The organism is Polynucleobacter sp. IMCC 30228, from assembly GCF_021395205.1.
GTDB lineage: Bacteria > Pseudomonadota > Gammaproteobacteria > Burkholderiales > Burkholderiaceae > Polynucleobacter.
In genome coordinates this window covers 191,358-208,535 of sequence record NZ_JAJVCS010000001.1, presented here as the reverse complement: position 1 = coordinate 208,535, position 17,178 = coordinate 191,358, and the positions used below count along the sequence as shown (strand labels likewise).

At 47.4% G+C, this 17,178-nt stretch carries 18 protein-coding genes; 9 read left to right on the top strand and 9 right to left on the bottom strand.

Annotated features, from left to right (window positions below; genetic code table 11):
* Positions 1–10: 10 nt before the first annotated feature.
* The 4 genes from trpD to rpe are packed head-to-tail and all read right to left on the bottom strand — an operon-like array spanning position 11 to position 3,848.
* Positions 11–1,057 carry an anthranilate phosphoribosyltransferase gene (gene trpD / locus LZT21_RS01060; protein ID WP_233989104.1) on the bottom strand — a complete coding sequence of 349 codons (1,047 nt, stop codon included), beginning with the start codon at positions 1,055–1,057 and terminating at the stop codon, positions 11–13.
* A gap of 16 nt (positions 1,058–1,073) precedes the next feature.
* The gene (locus LZT21_RS01055) at positions 1,074–1,643 is read right to left on the bottom strand and encodes an aminodeoxychorismate/anthranilate synthase component II (protein ID WP_233923204.1); all 570 of its coding nucleotides are present in this window, start codon (positions 1,641–1,643) and stop codon (positions 1,074–1,076) included.
* Positions 1,627–3,132 (bottom strand): anthranilate synthase component I, encoded by a 1,506-nt coding sequence (trpE, locus tag LZT21_RS01050; protein WP_233923203.1) that lies wholly within the window; start codon positions 3,130–3,132, stop codon positions 1,627–1,629. Before trpE ends, LZT21_RS01055 begins: the two co-directional genes overlap by 17 nt.
* Positions 3,132–3,848, bottom strand: a complete 717-nt coding sequence (rpe, locus tag LZT21_RS01045) for a ribulose-phosphate 3-epimerase (RefSeq protein WP_233923202.1) — start codon at positions 3,846–3,848, stop codon at positions 3,132–3,134. Before rpe ends, trpE begins: the two co-directional genes overlap by 1 nt.
* A 49-nt stretch (positions 3,849–3,897) precedes the next feature.
* On the opposite strand from rpe, the gene apaG reads away from it, so the two are divergent.
* Positions 3,898–4,272, top strand: coding sequence for a Co2+/Mg2+ efflux protein ApaG (apaG, locus tag LZT21_RS01040; RefSeq protein ID WP_233923201.1), 375 nt, complete (start codon positions 3,898–3,900; stop codon positions 4,270–4,272).
* Positions 4,273–4,280: 8 nt separating this feature from the next.
* Here apaG and LZT21_RS01035 read toward each other — a convergent pair whose 3' ends face one another.
* On the bottom strand, positions 4,281–4,511 hold the full coding sequence (locus LZT21_RS01035; RefSeq protein WP_233989264.1) for a hypothetical protein: 231 nt from the start codon (positions 4,509–4,511) through the stop codon (positions 4,281–4,283).
* Positions 4,512–4,521: 10 nt separating this feature from the next.
* Between LZT21_RS01035 and LZT21_RS01030 the strand changes: the two genes are divergently transcribed.
* Positions 4,522–5,535 carry a murein transglycosylase A gene (locus tag LZT21_RS01030; protein ID WP_233934877.1) on the top strand — a complete coding sequence of 338 codons (1,014 nt, stop codon included), beginning with the start codon at positions 4,522–4,524 and terminating at the stop codon, positions 5,533–5,535.
* Here the strand turns inward: LZT21_RS01030 and LZT21_RS01025 are convergent.
* From LZT21_RS01025 to bioA, 4 genes are read right to left on the bottom strand one after another with little or no spacing between them, the layout of a single operon-like run.
* Positions 5,532–6,722, bottom strand: coding sequence for a M20 aminoacylase family protein (locus LZT21_RS01025; protein ID WP_233923199.1), 1,191 nt, complete (start codon positions 6,720–6,722; stop codon positions 5,532–5,534). The two genes, LZT21_RS01030 and LZT21_RS01025, sit on opposite strands and share 4 nt — an antisense overlap.
* Before the next feature lie 59 nt (positions 6,723–6,781).
* Entirely contained in the window at positions 6,782–7,489 is a 708-nt protein-coding gene (gene bioD / locus LZT21_RS01020; protein ID WP_233923198.1) for a dethiobiotin synthase, read from the bottom strand.
* A 1-nt stretch (position 7,490) separates the two neighbouring features.
* Complete coding sequence (bioF, locus tag LZT21_RS01015; RefSeq protein ID WP_233923386.1) at positions 7,491–8,723, bottom strand: 8-amino-7-oxononanoate synthase; 1,233 nt, start codon at positions 8,721–8,723, stop codon at positions 7,491–7,493.
* Between the two features lies 1 nt (position 8,724).
* Entirely contained in the window at positions 8,725–10,089 is a 1,365-nt protein-coding gene (gene bioA, locus LZT21_RS01010; protein ID WP_233923197.1) for an adenosylmethionine--8-amino-7-oxononanoate transaminase, read from the bottom strand.
* Between the two features lie 119 nt (positions 10,090–10,208).
* Here bioA and bioB point away from each other — a divergent pair, with 119 nt between their 5' ends.
* The 7 genes from bioB to LZT21_RS00975 all read left to right on the top strand — a co-directional run bounded on the left by bioB (position 10,209) and on the right by LZT21_RS00975 (position 17,175).
* Positions 10,209–11,261, top strand: a complete 1,053-nt coding sequence (gene bioB / locus LZT21_RS01005) for a biotin synthase BioB (RefSeq protein WP_233989103.1) — start codon at positions 10,209–10,211, stop codon at positions 11,259–11,261.
* Positions 11,262–11,903 (top strand): 2-polyprenyl-3-methyl-6-methoxy-1,4-benzoquinone monooxygenase, encoded by a 642-nt coding sequence (gene coq7, locus LZT21_RS01000; protein ID WP_233923195.1) that lies wholly within the window; start codon positions 11,262–11,264, stop codon positions 11,901–11,903.
* A 265-nt stretch (positions 11,904–12,168) separates the two neighbouring features.
* The gene (mraZ, locus tag LZT21_RS00995; protein ID WP_233923194.1) at positions 12,169–12,597 is read left to right on the top strand and encodes a division/cell wall cluster transcriptional repressor MraZ; all 429 of its coding nucleotides are present in this window, start codon (positions 12,169–12,171) and stop codon (positions 12,595–12,597) included.
* Positions 12,598–12,609: 12 nt separating this feature from the next.
* Positions 12,610–13,539, top strand: a complete 930-nt coding sequence (rsmH, locus tag LZT21_RS00990) for a 16S rRNA (cytosine(1402)-N(4))-methyltransferase RsmH (RefSeq protein WP_233989102.1) — start codon at positions 12,610–12,612, stop codon at positions 13,537–13,539.
* Positions 13,536–13,802 carry a cell division protein FtsL gene (gene ftsL, locus LZT21_RS00985; RefSeq protein WP_233923192.1) on the top strand — a complete coding sequence of 89 codons (267 nt, stop codon included), beginning with the start codon at positions 13,536–13,538 and terminating at the stop codon, positions 13,800–13,802. The genes rsmH and ftsL overlap by 4 nt, the downstream gene beginning before the upstream one ends.
* The gene (locus tag LZT21_RS00980) at positions 13,799–15,571 is read left to right on the top strand and encodes a penicillin-binding protein 2 (protein WP_233923191.1); all 1,773 of its coding nucleotides are present in this window, start codon (positions 13,799–13,801) and stop codon (positions 15,569–15,571) included. Before ftsL ends, LZT21_RS00980 begins: the two co-directional genes overlap by 4 nt.
* Positions 15,568–17,175, top strand: coding sequence for a UDP-N-acetylmuramoyl-L-alanyl-D-glutamate--2,6-diaminopimelate ligase (locus LZT21_RS00975; protein WP_233989101.1), 1,608 nt, complete (start codon positions 15,568–15,570; stop codon positions 17,173–17,175). Before LZT21_RS00980 ends, LZT21_RS00975 begins: the two co-directional genes overlap by 4 nt.
* The last annotated feature ends 3 nt before the right edge of the window (positions 17,176–17,178 follow it).

The following is a 17,178-nucleotide window of genomic DNA, read 5'->3' as shown; positions in this document are numbered from 1 at the left end:
GAACTAATACTTAATTCGTGTTTTGAGTGGCAGCCACAAAAGCAGCCAGCTTACTTTGTGCTGCCCCAGTAGCAATCATTTCTTTCGCCAAGATAAAACCGCTGGCGATATCGGGGACACAGTCTGCCGCATAAAGTGTAGCGCCCGCATTAAGACAAACAATTTCGCGCGCAGCATCAAAAGCAGCGCTAGCAGCGGGGTTTAAAACACCCAAAATGATCGCTTTCGATTCTGCTGCGTTGGCAACTTGAAAGGCGTTTGTAGGGCTTAGTTTTATACCAAAATCGAGCGGATTAATTTCATACTCGTGTACTTGACCATCTTTTAATTCGCCAATTAGGGTTGGCCCTTGTAATGAAATTTCATCTAAGCCGTCGCGACCATAAACCACTAATGCATGTTTCATGCCAAGGTTTTGTAAGACCCGAGTTTGAATGCCAACTAATTCGGGACGAAAGACGCCCATCAGCATATGTTTTGCATTGGCAGGATTAGTGAGCGGACCTAAAATATTAAAAATCGTGCGCACACCCAGTTCTTTTCTCACCGGACCCACATTTTTCATGGCCGGATGGTGATTGGGGGCAAACATAAAGCCAGCGCCTATTTTTTCAATACATTGCGCAACTTGCGTCGGCGAGAGTTGTAAATTAACCCCAAGGGCTTCGAGAACATCAGCGCTTCCTGACTTACTACTGACACTACGGTTACCATGTTTAGCAATTTTTGCCCCAGCGGCAGCAGCTACAAACATAGCGGCTGTAGAAATATTAAAAGTTTGTGCGCCATCGCCGCCGGTGCCCACTACATCCACTAAATGATCTGCATGGGCAACCGTCACTGGCGTAACAAATTCGCGCATGACTTGGGCAGCTGCAGTAATTTCTCCCACCGTTTCTTGTTTGGCGCGTAAGGCAATTAAGAAGCCTGCGGTAAGCACTGGTGAAAGCGCGCCACCCATAATTAAGCGCATCATTGCCAGCATTTCGTCATGACTCAGCTCGCGCTGGTCAAGGCAGCGCTGGATGGCCTGTGGTGGGGTGATTGAAGAATTCATCAGGGCTAATAATAAGTTAAGCGCTAAGCCGCAAAAAGTTTTTTAATAAGGCATGGCCTTGCTCCGACAAAATGGATTCCGGATGAAATTGCACGCCCTCAATTAAATATTCACGATGCCTTACTCCCATAATTTCGCCATCGGCTGAAGTGGCGGTAATTTCTAAGCAAGCAGGTAGGCTACTGCGTTCAATCGCTAGCGAGTGGTAGCGCGTCACAGTAAATGGATTCGGTAAATCGCTAAAGACGCCAACACCCGTATGTTGAATTAGGTCGGTTTTGCCATGCATCACTTTTTGTGCGCGAATCACCTTGCCCCCAAATGCCTCACCAATGGCTTGATGACCAAGACAGACACCTAGAATTGGAATTTTGCCTGCATAGGCTTGAATGGTCGCGACTGAAATACCTGCTTCAGTAGGACTACAAGGCCCAGGAGAAATACAAATCTGCTTTGCGCCAGTTTGCGCGATATCAGCCACACTAATTTCATCGTTACGCACAACCCTCACCTCTTCACCCAATTCAGCAAAGTATTGCACTAGGTTATAGGTAAATGAATCGTAATTATCAATCATCAAGAGCATTGAGACCCCCTTGCACTAAATCAGCAGCCATTAATACAGCTCGCGCTTTGGCTTCGGTTTCGCGCCATTCAGAGTTTGGATCTGAATCGGCCACGACTCCAGCTCCCGCCTGAGAATGCAAAACGCCATTACGAATAATGCCGGTACGAATGGCAATCGCCACATCCATATCCCCTGTAAACGACAGATAACCAACCGCGCCACCATATACACCACGCTTTACTATTTCCATTTCATCAATAATTTCCATTGCCCGAATTTTAGGGGCGCCCGACAAAGTGCCAGCAGGAAAAGTGGCGCGGAGAACATCCATATTGCTCATCCCTTCTTTTAATGCGCCTTCGACTGAGCTAACAATATGCTGTACATGGGAATATTTTTCAATCACCATGGATTCAGTAACTTTAACAGTGCCGGTTTGCGCAATGCGTCCAACATCATTACGCGCTAAATCGATGAGCATGACATGTTCAGCAATTTCTTTGGGATCAGCTAAAAGCTCACGCGCCAATCGCTCATCTTCTGCGGGCGTCGCCCCGCGTGGTCGGGTTCCAGCTAAAGGACGAATGGTCACTATTTTTTGGGTGTCTCGAGGTTCTTGGCGAACCAGAATTTCGGGAGATGAGCCGACTACTTGAAAGTCGCCGAAATCATAAAAATACATATAAGGAGAAGGATTCAATGAACGCAGTGCACGGTACAACTCAAGCGGCGAATTAGTAAACGGCTTACTAATACGTTGGCCAATTACCACTTGCATGCAGTCACCCGCTAATATGTACTCTTTCGTTTTACTAATTGCCGCCTCAAAATCAGCTTGTTTGAATTTGCGTAGTAATTCAGTTTTCTGGCTTGGTGCTGAGGGCTGCAGCGTAATGGGTTTATCGAGAAGCGCGCGTAGTTCATGTAAGCGATTTTGCGCTCGATCCAGAGCATCAGTTTCGGCGGGATCAGCATAAACAATGAGATAGATTCGCCCGAGTACATTATCGATAACGGCTAATTCTTCAGTAAGTAATAATTGAATATCCGGTAAGCCCAATTCATCTGGTAAGTGGTGTTGCGCTAAGCGGGGCTCAATGTAGCGAACCGTATCGTAAGAAAAATAACCCGCTAAGCCTCCACAAAATCGCGGTAAACCGGGCTTCAAGGCAACCTTAAAGCGCTTGAAATAGGTATCGATAAAATCTAAGGGGTTATCGTAATTAGTTTCAACCACGACGTCATTGGTGATAATTTGTGTCACCGGGTTTTGCGGAGTCCCACCTGTTTTAAGTAAGGTTTTAGCGGGCATACCGATAAAAGAAAAGCGCCCAAACCGTTCGCCACCAATGACGGACTCTAAGAGATAGGAATTTTTTTGGCCACCAGCTTGTGTTAGTTTGAGATACAGGGATACGGGCGTCTCTAAATCGGCTAACACCTCGTGAATCACTGGAATACGATTAAACCCCGCTTGCGCCAAGGCTAAAAATTCTGCTTTTTGCATTACGTCTGACCTAGCGCTTGTGCACATTCGTGCCGCATTGCCGCAATAATCTCGCTGTAGTTTGCGTTACCAAAAATAGCTGAACCAGCGACAAAGGTATTGGCACCGGCTGCCGCAATTGCCCCAATGTTATCGACTTTGATACCACCATCTACTTCAAGCCGAATATCTTTAGCAGTTTCTGCGAAATGGCGGTTCAGCAACTGCCGCACGCGACTAATTTTTTCTAGTGTACTGGGAATAAATGCCTGACCACCAAAACCCGGATTAACCGACATGAGTAACACCAAGTCAATTTGCCCTAGGTGTGGCAAGAGCCCTTCAATTGGAGTTGCTGGATTTAGTACTAAGCCAGCTTGACAGCCATTAGCCTGAATCAATTGCAAGGTTTTTGCCACATCTTTACTGGCTTCTGGATGAAAGCTAATGAGATCAGCGCCCGCGTTAGCAAAGTCGGGAATAATGCGATCCACCGGCTCAATCATGAGGTGCACATCAATCATGGCAGGCCGCCCATCTTTGTGGACATGGGAACGAATAGCCTCACAAACTAAGGGGCCAATAGTGAGATTGGGCACAAAGTGATTGTCCATTACATCAAAGTGAATCCAGTCAGCCCCAGCCTTTAAAACCGCCTGAATCTCGGCGCCAAGGCAGGCAAAATCGGCCGATAAAATGGATGGGGCAATGATGAGAGGGGTATTTTGACTAGCCATCCCTAGATTCTAGCTTGCAGTTGGCTCAAGGATAGAGCAGAATTCGTGCATGAAGACTCATGAAATCAGTATTACGGTACGAACCCAGTATTTGCCAGAACAGTCTGACCCAGATAATCGGCAATTTGCCTTTGCCTATACCATTACGATTCGTAATAGTGGCCAAACCAGTGTGCAACTGATTGCCCGCCATTGGTTTATTACCGACGGCGATAGCGATGTTCAGGAAGTACGGGGCTTGGGTGTGGTGGGCCAGCAACCCCTGTTACGGGCTGGTGAACAGTTTGAGTACACCAGTTGGGCTACTTTGCCGACCCCCGCAGGCACCATGCGGGGCGAGTATTTCTGCGTTACCGAGGAAGCCCAGTTTTTTCAGGCGCCTATTCCTGAATTTGCGCTAGTGATGCCCAGAACTTTGCATTAAGTTGGGGCCTAGTCTTTGCGCCCCGAGCCGGTCCAAAAAACAATGAATAACAAAAGGCCTAGGGCAAGCAATGCCTCGAGCACAAATAGCAAAGAAGGGTATGCATCAAATAAATTAGCTAGCATGGTAGTTTCCCGTTTCCTGAGTATCTTAGCTTGTACCAGCATCTTATTACTAACGTCTTGTGCAATGCCGCCCACGGGAACTGCAATTAGCCAGGCACCCGCTAATAGCAGCACAAGTACTAGCTTGAGAAATGCCCCATATACCTCGGCGATCACCGGTTTTAAACCGGTTGATTGGCAGCAAATTAGTGGGTGGCAAACGGATGATTTAACCCAGGCATGGCCAGCTTGGTTAAAAAGCTGTGAGGCTTTACGTAAGCGTAAAAGTGAGGTGCAGTGGGCTGAAGTCTGCGCGCGGGTGATCGGTATTTCAGCCGAAGACGGGGTGGCAATTAGACGTTATTTTGAGACGTATTTTCAAGCGTATGAAACCTTTGCTTTAAGTAATAACAATTATTCTGGTTTGGTAACAGGTTATTACGAGCCCGTGATGAATGGCTCGCGTCAACGCACCTCTTTATTTACTGTGCCTTTATATGCCTATCCAAAAGCTTGGCAGAAGGTCAAACCCAATCCAGCACCAACGCGAGCTGAATTAATGAGTGCCAATAATTTAACTGGAAGCGAGTTGGTATGGGTTCAAGATCCCGTAGCTGCAGCATTTATGCAGATCCAAGGTTCGGGCAAGATTCGTTTAAATGATGGTCAAGTATTGCGTTTAGGTTTTGCTGGCACTAATGATCAGCCCTTCAAATCATTTGCCCAGTGGTTATTAAATCAAGGCTACATCACGCGTAGCGAAGCGACGATGCAAGGTATTCAACAATGGGCGCGTAACAACCCTCAGCGGGTAGAAGAAATGTTAAATGCCAACCCACGCTTTGTATTCTTTAAAATTTTGCCGAGCAATGTTGCTGCCGATCTTGGCCCCATTGGCGCCTTAGGTGTGCCATTGACAACAGAGCGCAGTATTGCCGTTGATCGATATTCTTTACCGCTAGGTGCCCCAGTGTTTTTGTCAACCACTCGGCCCTCGAGCACACAAACACTGCAACGCTTAGTGATGGCGCAAGACACAGGCACAGCTATTGTGGGGGCAGTGCGGGCTGATTATTATTGGGGTAGTGGTGAGGCAGCAGGAGAGCTCGCCGGACGGATGAAACAAGCAGGCCGAGCCTGGCTATTGTTGCCGCGCTAAGCCAAAAACCGTTGCGCAAGCTTAACCCAATAACTGACTCCAATAGGAATCAGGGCATCGTTAAAATCATAAGAAGGGTTATGTAAGTGGCACGGTCCCATGCCATGCCCAAGCGCACGGTGATCACCGTCGCCATTACCAAGAAACACATAGCAGCCGGGTTTTTCTAAGACCATAAAAGCAAAATCTTCCGCACCCATGGTCGGATCAATTTGTGCATCGACATGCCCCGCCCCAACTAAATCGGTGATAACACTGACGGCAAAATCCACTTCTTCTTGATGATTAATAAGTGGTGGATAGCTACGGATAAATTCAATTTCGGCAGTGCAATCGAAGGCGCCCGCAACACCATGGGTAATTTCACGCAGCCGGGTTTCAATTAGATCAAGTACTTCTAGGGTGAAGGTGCGAACCGTGCCACCAATAAAAGCGCTATCAGGAATGACATTGCTGGTTTCGCCCGCATGAAATTGGGTGATCGATAAAACCGCAGCGTCTACTGGTCGTTTATTACGCGTAATAATACTTTGTAGGGCTTGCACCACATTCACGCCCGCTATGACTGGATCGGCACTATTGTGTGGCAAAGCAGCGTGCCCTCCCCGACCTTTAACGGTAATTTGAAAGGCATTACTCGATGCCATCATCGGTCCCGCCGTGACACCAAAATCACCAACCGGAATACCAGGCCAGTTATGCAAACCAAAAACGGCATCACAAGGAAATTGTTTAAAGAGACCATCTTTAATCATTTCACGAGCACCACCACCACCTTCTTCAGCGGGTTGAAAAATAAAAATCACGCTGCCTTTAAAGTCGCGATGATTCGATAAATATTGAGCTGCTCCCAAAAGCATCGCGGTATGACCATCATGGCCACAAGCATGCATCTTGCCCACGTGGCGAGATGCATGGGCAAACGTGTTGTGTTCTTGAAGTGGTAAGGCATCCATATCGGCACGTAGACCAATCATTTTTCCAGGCCCAAGCTCACCATCTAAGCGGCCCACCACGCCAGTTTTGCCCATGCCGCGAACAAGCGGAATTCCCCAGCTTGATAGAGCCTCAGCCACTAAATCAGCAGTGAGCTTTTCTTCAAAACGGAGTTCAGGGTAGGCATGAATATTACGGCGAATGACCTGAATTTCAGCGGCGGAAGCAAGTATTTCGGGAAGTAGTTGCATAGTTTCATCTTAGCTGAAAGTGCAGGATGATGCTCTTTTCGGCTCAATTTTTGACAAAATTAGGGTAGTTTGAGGGATTTTTTAGCAAACGCTAAGGCGGATAAGGAATAAGGGGTATTCCCGCTTTTTTGCAGTTCAGGGGGTAAGTAGTCAATTACACCCAACAGAGGAGCGGAAATTCGCTCTTGTAAGCTTCTAAGGTTTTCTGCGAGTAGGGGCATCTGTGGATGTAAGCCATTAGCAACCCAGCCTGCCAGCTTAAGACCGCGCTGCTCAATTGCCGCTACAGTGAGTAAAGCGTGGTTAAGACAGCCAAGCCGCATGCCCACCACCAGGATGACGGGTATTTCTAGTAGCTCAACAAGATCGGCCAAATTCATTTCAGCATTCAATGGCACTAAAAAACCACCGGCACCCTCAACGATTACCGCGTCAACTTGTCGGCTTAACTGTTGATAGGCGGCGAGCATCACATTGCACTTCAGTTCAATACCGATTTGTGCCGCAGCCAAATGCGGGGCAACCGCTTGCTCAAGTTGATATGCACATAGCTGCGTGGCGGGAAGCCCGAGACCCGAGGCGAGCATGAGTGTTTCTAGATCTTCATTGATCAATTGATGATTGGCATTACGTTGCATTCCAGCTACTACGGGTTTAAAACCCGCGACGCGTGCAAAATGTTCTCGCAAGAGCAAAATCAACGCACCAGCAACGAGTGTTTTACCTATCTCTGTATCGGTTCCAGTAACAAAGTAATGACGATTCATATTATTGAGTATTGCTTGCCAGTATTGTTAATTCAATTTGCTTGAGGGTGTCGATCAATTCGCGCACTTCTGCAATGGTGTGACTTGCTGAAAATGTGACGCGCAGCCGCGCACTACCAGACGGCACGGTTGGCGGCCTTATTGCAGGAATCCAATAACCAGCCTCAGTTAAGCGCTGTGCCACTGCCAAGGCCGTTTTATTTTCACCCAAAATAATCGGCTGAATGGCGGTCGTTGAAGTCATTTTTTGCCAGCTCGAAAATACCATTTCTGCTTGCCACGTTGCAATTATTTGCCCTAGTTGTTGACGGCGCTGTTTACCTTCAGCAGACGTAATCAGCTGCAGACTACATAGCAATGCATGCGCGATCGCTGGTGGTGTAGCCGTGCTATAAATATAGGGTCGGGCTTTTTGCAAAATAAATTCAACTAAGGTCGCTTCGCCACAAATGAAGGCGCCACTAATGCCGGCGGCTTTACCGAGGGTGCCAATATAAATAAGTCGTTCTGAATGGAGTTGCAGCGCTTCTAAAATACCGCAGCCGTTTTCGCCTAATACACCAAAGCCATGAGCATCATCGACAATCAGTAGTGCGTCATGACGTTCAGCTAAGGCAAGTAACTCAGTGAGTGGAGCTAAGTCGCCATCCATGCTAAAGACCCCGTCGGTCACGATCAGTTTGAGTGCAGCAGTATCGCGTGCTAACTTGTGCTCTAGGTCGAGTAGATCATGATGATCAAAAATCACGGTATTGGCTTTGCTTTGGGCTGCCGCTAAACGCACCCCATCAATGAGCGAAGCGTGATTAAGCTTGCCAGAATAAATTGTCGTTGCGCTACTCGTAGAGTCATTTTCTAAGCTAGCTAAAGCAGTAATAGCACTCAGGTTGGCTAGGTACCCAGTGCAAAAAAACAAGGCACGGGCGTGAGGAATAAAAGGCGCTTGCAGACTTGCTAAGGCACCCTCTAAATTTGCATGAGCCATGCTGTGACCACTAATTAAATGAGAAGCGCCACTACCGGCGCCATATTTTTTGGCGCCCGCTGCTAAGGCAGCGATTAAGTCAGGATGGTTGGCGAGCCCTAAATAATCGTTACTGCAAAATGCCTTCAGCGGCCGCCCATCTACTGTGGGATGGGGGGTGCATGGCGAGCTTGTAGTACGCAAGCTGCGCTTGAGGAGGTTTTGATCAAGCTCTGCGAGGCGTGCTTGGGCTTTTATTAGGGCATGCATATTAGCGCGGTCGACCCGTAGCAAGGGTTTTATCAACAGCGGTACGAATTCTACTGGACATCAACTGGGTTTCTTCGGCGCTGAGTATATAAGGAGGCATTACATAAACGGTATTACCTATTGGTCGCACTAATACACCAGCTTCTAAGCCATGTTGAAACAGTTGCGGGGCAAAGTGGGGGGTTATTGCAGCAGAATGCTGCGCTGTATTTTTGACATCAAAAGCCAAGATCATGCCTTGTTGACGAAAGTGTTCAATTCGCTCATCTGTTTTGGCCCAAGCAAAAGCCTGATTTAACTCTCGCGCCCGTCCAAGGTTTTTTTCCAACACCTGCTCACTAGAAAAAATAGCCAAACTAGCTAAGGCTGCAGCACAAGCCAGTGGATTACCGGTATACGAGTGGGAGTGTAAAAAACCCTCACGCAGATCAGCATGATAAAAAGCGTAATAAATGGAATCAGTTGTTAGTGAAATTGAAAGAGGTAAGTAGCCGCCACTAATGCCTTTCGAGAGAGTTAAAAAATCAGGCCAAATGCCGGCGTGCTCACAGGCAAAAAAAAGGCCAGTACGACCACATCCAACGGCAATTTCGTCGGCAATCAAATGAATTGAGTAGCGATCGCAGAGCTGCCGTATTTGCTGCAAATAACTGGGCGAATGCATGGCCATTTGCCCCGCACATTGCACGAGTGGTTCGACAATAAAGGCAGCAATATGCTCATGTTCGCGAGCAAATAATTGTGCCACGTCCGCAACTGCACGCTGGGTAAACTCAGCAGCGGTTTCGTCTGGTAGCGCTTGGCGTAAGTCGGGCGACATCACGGTATGTACGGTTTGCAATAAGTCGCCGTAGGCTTGTCTAAAAATAGCGACATCAGTTACAGCCAACGCCCCTAAGGTTTCACCATGATAGCCATTAGCTAAACAAACAAATTGGTTTTTTTTGGCTTGTCCAGTCTTGCGCCAAAAATGGTGGCTCATTTTGAGGGCAATTTCGACCGCGGAGGCGCCATCCGAAGCATAAAAAGCATGACCTAAATTTCCCTGGGTTAAGGCGCTGAGTTTTTCTGATAATTCCACCACGGGTGGGTGGGTAAACCCCGCCAACATCACATGCTCAATTTTTTCTAATTGCGCATGAATTGCTTGGTTTATTTTGGGATTCGCATGGCCGAAAAGATTCGTCCACCAAGAGCTAATCGCATCTAAAATGGCGTGGTCATTTGCAGTGAAAAGCCAGGGCCCTTTGCCATGAGTAATGGCTACCAGAGGAAATAATTCATGCTGCTTCATTTGCGTGCAAGGGTGCCAAACTGCCGCAAGACTTCGTTTTACCCAGGCCGCATTGCTAGAGATGTTTGTCATAAGGGATATTTGAACACTAGTTTTTCTTTTTTTGGCGATTGCTTGGAAAGCCTTGCCTTCATAGGCTCTATGGCATGATTCATATTCTTGATAAGCATTAGAATAGAAAATAAACCGTGATGAACCCAACCCAAACTAACACCAAGCCATTAGTCCAACTGCAGAGGAAAGCTGCTGCAGGTAATGAATTGGCAAACAACACCGTTGCGAAGCCAGAGGCCTGGAGCTTGACGGCAGTGGCAGCGCTCTTTAGCTTGCCCTTGAACCAGTTAATGTGGCGAGCGCAAGAAACCCACCGCGCTTATTTTCCCGATGGCGATATTGAGTTTGCCACTTTAGTTTCAATTAAGACCGGCGGTTGCCCAGAAGATTGTGGCTATTGCCCGCAAGCAGCCCGCTATCACACTGGGGTTGAGGCCACTAAACTAATGACACTGGAGGCAGTTTTAGCCGCCGCCCAAGCAGCCAAAGCAGCGGGCTCGAACCGCTTTTGTATGGGTGCGGCTTGGCGAGAGCCGAAAGATCGCGATATTGAAAAAGTCGTTGCGATGATTCGGGGGGTTAAGGCGATGGGCCTTGAGACTTGCGCTACGCTTGGCATGCTAGAGCCTGAGCAAGCGAAAACCTTAAGCGCTGCTGGGCTCGATTTTTATAACCATAACCTCGATACCAGCGAAGATTTTTATTCTGAGGTAATTCAAACTCGAGTCTATCAAGATCGCTTAGATACGATTGACCATGTTCGGGCTGCAGGCATGTCAGTCTGCTGTGGCGGCATTGTGGGCATGGGTGAGTCGCGCGCCCAACGAGTGGCTTTCTTGACGCGCTTAGCGAACTTAAACCCATACCCAGAATCTGTACCAATCAACCATTTGGTTCCCGTAATTGGTACGCCTTTAGAAGCGCAAAAGCCCTTAGATCCCCTCGAATTTGTGCGGACGATTGCCGTGGCTCGTATCACTATGCCCAGTGCCCGCGTGCGCTTATCGGCTGGACGTCAAGAGCTCGGCAGAGCCGTACAAGCAATGTGTTTTCAAGCGGGCGCAAACTCTATTTTTTATGGTGAGCAACTACTCACTACCAGTAACCCAGAAGCAGAATATGACCGTGCCTTATTAGCCGACTTAGGCTTAAAGGTAAAAGAAACGTATAAAGCCGAGGTTGAGATTTAAATGTTCAGCTTAGCTGATCGCTTCATTAGTGAATTTGATGTGGCTTTGCGTTCGGTTGCGGGCGGTGCGGTTGCGCAGCGCCCAAGCCCTAGTCAGGCGCACTTAAACGCAGTTGATTTACCGCAGTTAGGCCCAACAGAAAGCGCCCATGCAGCGGGTTTAATGCGTATTAATCATGTTGGCGAAGTGTGCGCTCAGGCGCTTTACCAGGCGCAAAAATTACTCGCTCGTGACCCGCAAATTGGTGCGATGCTAGCCCAAGCAGGTCAAGAAGAGTTAGATCATATGGCCTGGTGTGAAACACGTCTAATCGAATTGGGGTCACACACGAGTTACTTCAATCCGTTTTGGTACAGCGGGGCGTTTGTCATTGGGTTACTTGCAGGCTTAGCCGGAGATCAATGGAGCCTTGGTTTTGTAGCAGAAACTGAAAAACAAGTTGAGCACCACCTAGACCATCATTTAAATACTTTGCCAAGTCATGATGTGCGCTCACGTGCCATTGTTGATCAAATGCGACTTGATGAAATAGAGCATGGTCAAGCAGCCTGGACTGCAGGCGCTCAAACATTACCAGAGCCCATAAAAAAAGCCATGGGCTTAGTTTCTAAAATAATGACGACCATTGCCTACCGAATTTAAAAGCCAATTTAAATGAATACTGTATTTAAAAACAGTATATTAAGCGATTTTTAAGTATTATTAGCTTAAATAGCTAAGACATAATCTCAAGTGTATTTTCCAAGCCCTTGTTTATTTTAAATATTTTATTGTCGTTAATTTCTTAAAAGAATTCGCTAAGTGTTTGTAATCACTAGAGAATTTACTAAAAAAACCCCTTAAAAGACTTGACCCTAAGATTCCTATCCTCTAAAGTGGGAGGAAGTGTGAAAAAGTGGGGTAATTTGTGTTTCAAGGCGCTTCAGCTCTTAATTTAGATGCAAAAGGTCGCATGTCTGTGCCGGCTAAGCATCGTGACGCACTTTTATTGCAAGGTGATGGTCGCGTCACCTTAACAAAACACCCCGATGGTTGCTTATTGGTTTTTCCGCGCCCTGAATGGGAAGCTTTTCGTGCGCGAGTCGCGCAATTACCAATGGATGCGCATTGGTGGCGCCGGATTTTTTTAGGTAATGCCGCTGAAATAGAGCTTGATGGCTCAGGAAGAATTTTGATTAGTCCTGAATTGCGAGTTGCAGCAAGTATTGAACGCGAAGTCATTTTGCTGGGCATGGGTAGTCATTTGGAGTTATGGGATGCCCAGATTTACTCCAGTAAAGAGCAGGCCGCAATTGCCCAAGGCATGCCTGAGGCCCTTAAGCAATTTTCTTTTTAATGATCGGGCAACATGAACTATTCACATCGCCCAGTGTTGCTGGCCGAGGCGGTGACAGCATTGACAGGCGGCAAGTTGAGCAGCAATGCAGTGCTAATCGACGGCACATTTGGGCGCGGTGGTCATTCCCAAGCTTTACTCAACATCCTCAGTCCGCAAGCGCAACTATTGGCCTTCGACAAAGATTTAAGTGCGCTTGCCGCTGCCCAAACAATAACCGACTCTCGTTTCACCATTGTGCACAGCAGCTTTGCCGCGATAGCGCAATTTGCGAAACCAGCATCGGTCGATGGGGTATTACTCGATTTAGGAATCAGCTCGCCACAAGTCGAAGAGGCGGAGCGCGGTTTTTCATTTCGTCGCGATGGCCCGCTCGATATGCGGATGGATACTTCGCAGGGCATTACTGCGCTGCAATGGTTGGAACAAGCAAGTAGTGAGGAAATAACAGAAGTGATAAAGATTTATGGCGAAGAACGATATGCTCCAGCAATTGCCCGCGCAATTGTTGCTGAGCGCACCACCGAAAAATTACCTCAAACAACTGTAGGCTTAGCGCAATTAATTGCCAAAGTAGTGCGTTCACGCGAGCCAGGACAAGATCCTGCAACCCGTACCTTTCAGGCTTTGCGTATTTTTATTAATCGTGAATTAGATGATTTGCAATTGGGACTACAGGCCGCATTAACAGTCTTAAAACCCGGAGGTCGTTTAGTCGTTATCAGCTTTCATTCTTTAGAAGATCGCATCGTTAAGCAATTTATGCGGGCGCATGCCACGGTAGAAATGCCGCGAAAGTTACCCGTACGTGCGAAAGATCTGCCACAGGCAGTGCTCAAACTTATTGCCCGTGTGCGCCCCAGCGCTAGCGAAATCACCGAAAATCCCCGCGCACGTTCAGCAGTGATGCGTGTGGCTGAAAAGCAGGGCACTGACGCATGAATCGCGCAACCCTTACCTTGCTCGCTTTACTTTTAATCTGTGCTTTGTCTTTGGTGGCGGCTCAGCAGAAAGCCCGTAAGTTATTTATCGCAATTGAACGTGCACAAATGGAAGAGCGTCGTTTAAATCAAGAAGCCCTGCGCTTGGAATACGATCAACGGACGCTATCAAAATCAGCGCGCATTCAAGATAGCGCTCGTAATCAGTTGCGTATGCTACCGATTACACCAGATCGAACTTTGTATCTGAAGGATGCGCAGTGAAGCCACTCGGTTTTTCTACTTCGCCGAATTTGGTACTTCGGCTACCGATGTGGCGCTCACGTCTCATGCTGTTTTTATTATTTTTTGCTTTTATGATGTTGGTACTAAGGGCATTATGGATTCAGGGTCCAGGTAACGCCTTTTACGAAGCGAAAGCAATTAAAGGGACGCAACGGGAGCTTGAGCTTTCAGCTAGTCGCGGAAAAATATTAGACCGCAACGGACAGGTGATTGCAACGAGTTTAGAAGCAAAAGCAATTATTGCTTATAACGATGTCGTACCAGATAACCTTGCGCCAGAAAAAATTCGTCAATTAGCCCAGCTATTGCAAATTAGCGAGCTTGAGCTGCGTAAAAAATTACGCGATGAGCGTACCCAACTATTTTTAAAGCGGCAAGTTGAGCCCCAAGTTGCCCAAGCTATTAAGCAATTAGAAATACCGGGCATTGCTATAAACAACGTCTACCGCCGCTATTATCCCGAAGGCGAGGCAATGGCTCATGTCGTTGGCTTTACTAATGTTGAAGATCGCGGACAAGAAGGGATGGAGTTATCTCACCAGAACGAATTGGCTGGGCACGCGGGCAAACGTAAAGTCGTAGTCGATCGCTTGGGTCGCGTGGTTGAGGAAATGGCAATTTTGCAATTACCTCAAAATGGTAAAGATTTGCAGTTGTCGATTGATAGCAAAATTCAATACTTAGCCTACAACGCAGTAAAAAATGCGGTCGAACAACACCATGCAAAAGCTGGTGGGGCAGTAGTAATTGATGTTCAGACCGGTGAAATTTTAGCTTTAGCTAATTGGCCAAGTTACAACCCCAATGATCGCAGCCACTTAAGTGGCGAGCAGTTAAGAAATCGGGTGCTTACCGATACCTTTGAGCCTGGCTCAACCATGAAACCATTTACCATTTCGGCGGCTCTAGAAAAAGGTATCGTGCAGCCAAGCACTTCAATGGCTATTGGTGCGAAGTTTTTAGTTGGACCCAAGCCCATTACTGATACGCATCCTTACGGTATCTTAACGGTTTCACAAATTATCCAAAAATCGAGCAATATTGGCACGGCTAAAATTGCTTTACAGATGCCGCCTAAAGATATGTGGGACTTATATACCGCAGTGGGCTTTGGGCAGGCGCCGAAAATTGGCTTTCCAGGTGCAGTGAGTGGTACTTTGCATCCTTATCAAAAATGGGTACCAACGGATCAAGCGCGCATTGCTTTTGGTTATGGAATATCCACGTCATTATTTCAAATTGCTCGCGCGTATTCTGTTTTTGCCCGTGACGGCGAGCTCATTCCCTTAACAATTGAGCGTAGCCCTGGAACGAAATCAGGCCCCCGCGTCATGTCGGCTAAGACTGCAATTGAAATGCGCGATATGTTGGAATTAGTTACCGAGCCGGGAGGTACTGCAACTAAAGCACGTGCTGAGGGATATCGGGTCGGTGGTAAGACAGGTACATCACATAAGTTTTCTGGTAAGGGCTATTCGGCGAATCAATATCGTGCTTATTTTGCCGGCCTTGCTCCCTTAAGCGCTCCCCGCATTGTCGTTGCCGTGATGATTGACGAGCCCACTGGTGGTAGTCATTATGGTGGCGATGTTGCTGCGCCAGTGTTTTCAGCCATCGTTGGGGAGACACTAAGAACCTTACACGTTGTACCCGACACCACAGTAAAACAAATGGCTTTAAAGGATTTTGATCCAGTCGATCAGGTAGTGCCAAACATCAACGCACAAAAAGTGGTACTGAAGCGATGAGGGTGACTGAATTGATTAAGCCAAAAGACCTCATCCAAACTTTGCACAGTTTAGTGAAAGCGGATGCACAGATCACCTTAGATACACGGCAATTACGCCAAGGCGATATTTTTTTGGCTTATGCCGTTGGTCATGGGAAAGACTTAAACGATAACCGTCAATATATTGATCAAGCTATTGCGCTAGGTGCAGGTGCAGTCCTCTTTGATCAGCAAGCAAGTGAGCAAAACAAAGGCCTTAAACCATTTACTTTTCGCGAACGCTTAGACTGTATAGAGGTACCGCAGCTCAGCAGTCGCGCTGGACCCCTCTGTTCTGAATGGTATGGATTTCCAAGTCGCCATATGAATGTAATTGGGGTCACAGGCACCAATGGCAAAACCACAGTTACTCAATGGTTGGCAAACGCCTTAGATTCAGCAAAAAATCTTGCCGGCGAACGCGCAGCACTAATCGGTACCTTGGGCGTTGGTTTTCCTGGGGCTTTAGATAAAACTGGCTACACCACCCCCGATGCACCGCGTTTGCAAACCGAATTAGCGCGATTACGTGATCGGGGCGCGCAGTTTGTCGCTATGGAGGTTTCATCACATGCCCTTGAGCAGCAGCGGGTTGCTGGTGTGGAATTGACTGCAGCCATTTTTACTAATTTAAGTCATGATCATTTGGACTATCACGGCAGCATGGCTGAATATGCGGCAGCAAAAGCAACTTTATTTCAGCAAGCGGGTTTACAGTTGGCAATTATTAATTTAGACGATGTCTTTGGTCGTGAGCTAGCCATTCAACTACTCACCAAAGAGAGCAGCAAAGATAATCTTGCAGTGTGGGGCTATGGCTTAAACGCAAAGGCATTTGCTGGCTTTGAAAAATGGCATAGCCGCTTAAAACGTGTCTATGCCCAGAACACTCAGCTACAACAAGCAGCTTATACCACCGAGTTTGTTAGCGAAGCTGAGCAACCAGAAGAAATTTCAGCAGCCATCATCGGTGAATTCAATCTTAGTAACTATCTCGCCGTTTGGACTACATTACGGGCTTTGGGTTTTTCTGCTGCCGAAGCTACTTCGCGCTTAAGCCGAGTGCAGCCAGTGCCAGGCCGCATGGAATTGATGTCACCCTCTAAATCACGTCAAGCAAAAGGGCCTTTAGTCGTTGTCGACTATGCCCATACGCCTGATGCACTAAATAAAGTCTTGCAAGCATTACGCCCCATAGCAGTTCAGCGAGGTGGTGAAGTGTGGTGTGTGTTTGGCTGTGGCGGAGACCGTGATGAAGGTAAACGGCCGCAAATGGGGCAGGTAGCCTTTGCGGGTGCCGATCACATCGTTGTCACGAGTGATAATCCGCGTTCAGAAGATCCAGAAAAAATTATTGCCATGATTTTGGCGGGGATGCCCTCTACTACCACGATGTTGGGATCATCCATACTCAGTATTACTGATCGTGCAGCCGCAATACTAGCTGCTGTGCGTAATGCGCAAATGAATGATGTCATTCTAGTGGCGGGTAAAGGCCATGAATCAAGCCAAGAAATTCGTGGTAAGCGGGTTGAGTTTTCCGATCAAACTCATGTTCAGCTAGCTCTAGGAGATAGAGCTTGAGTG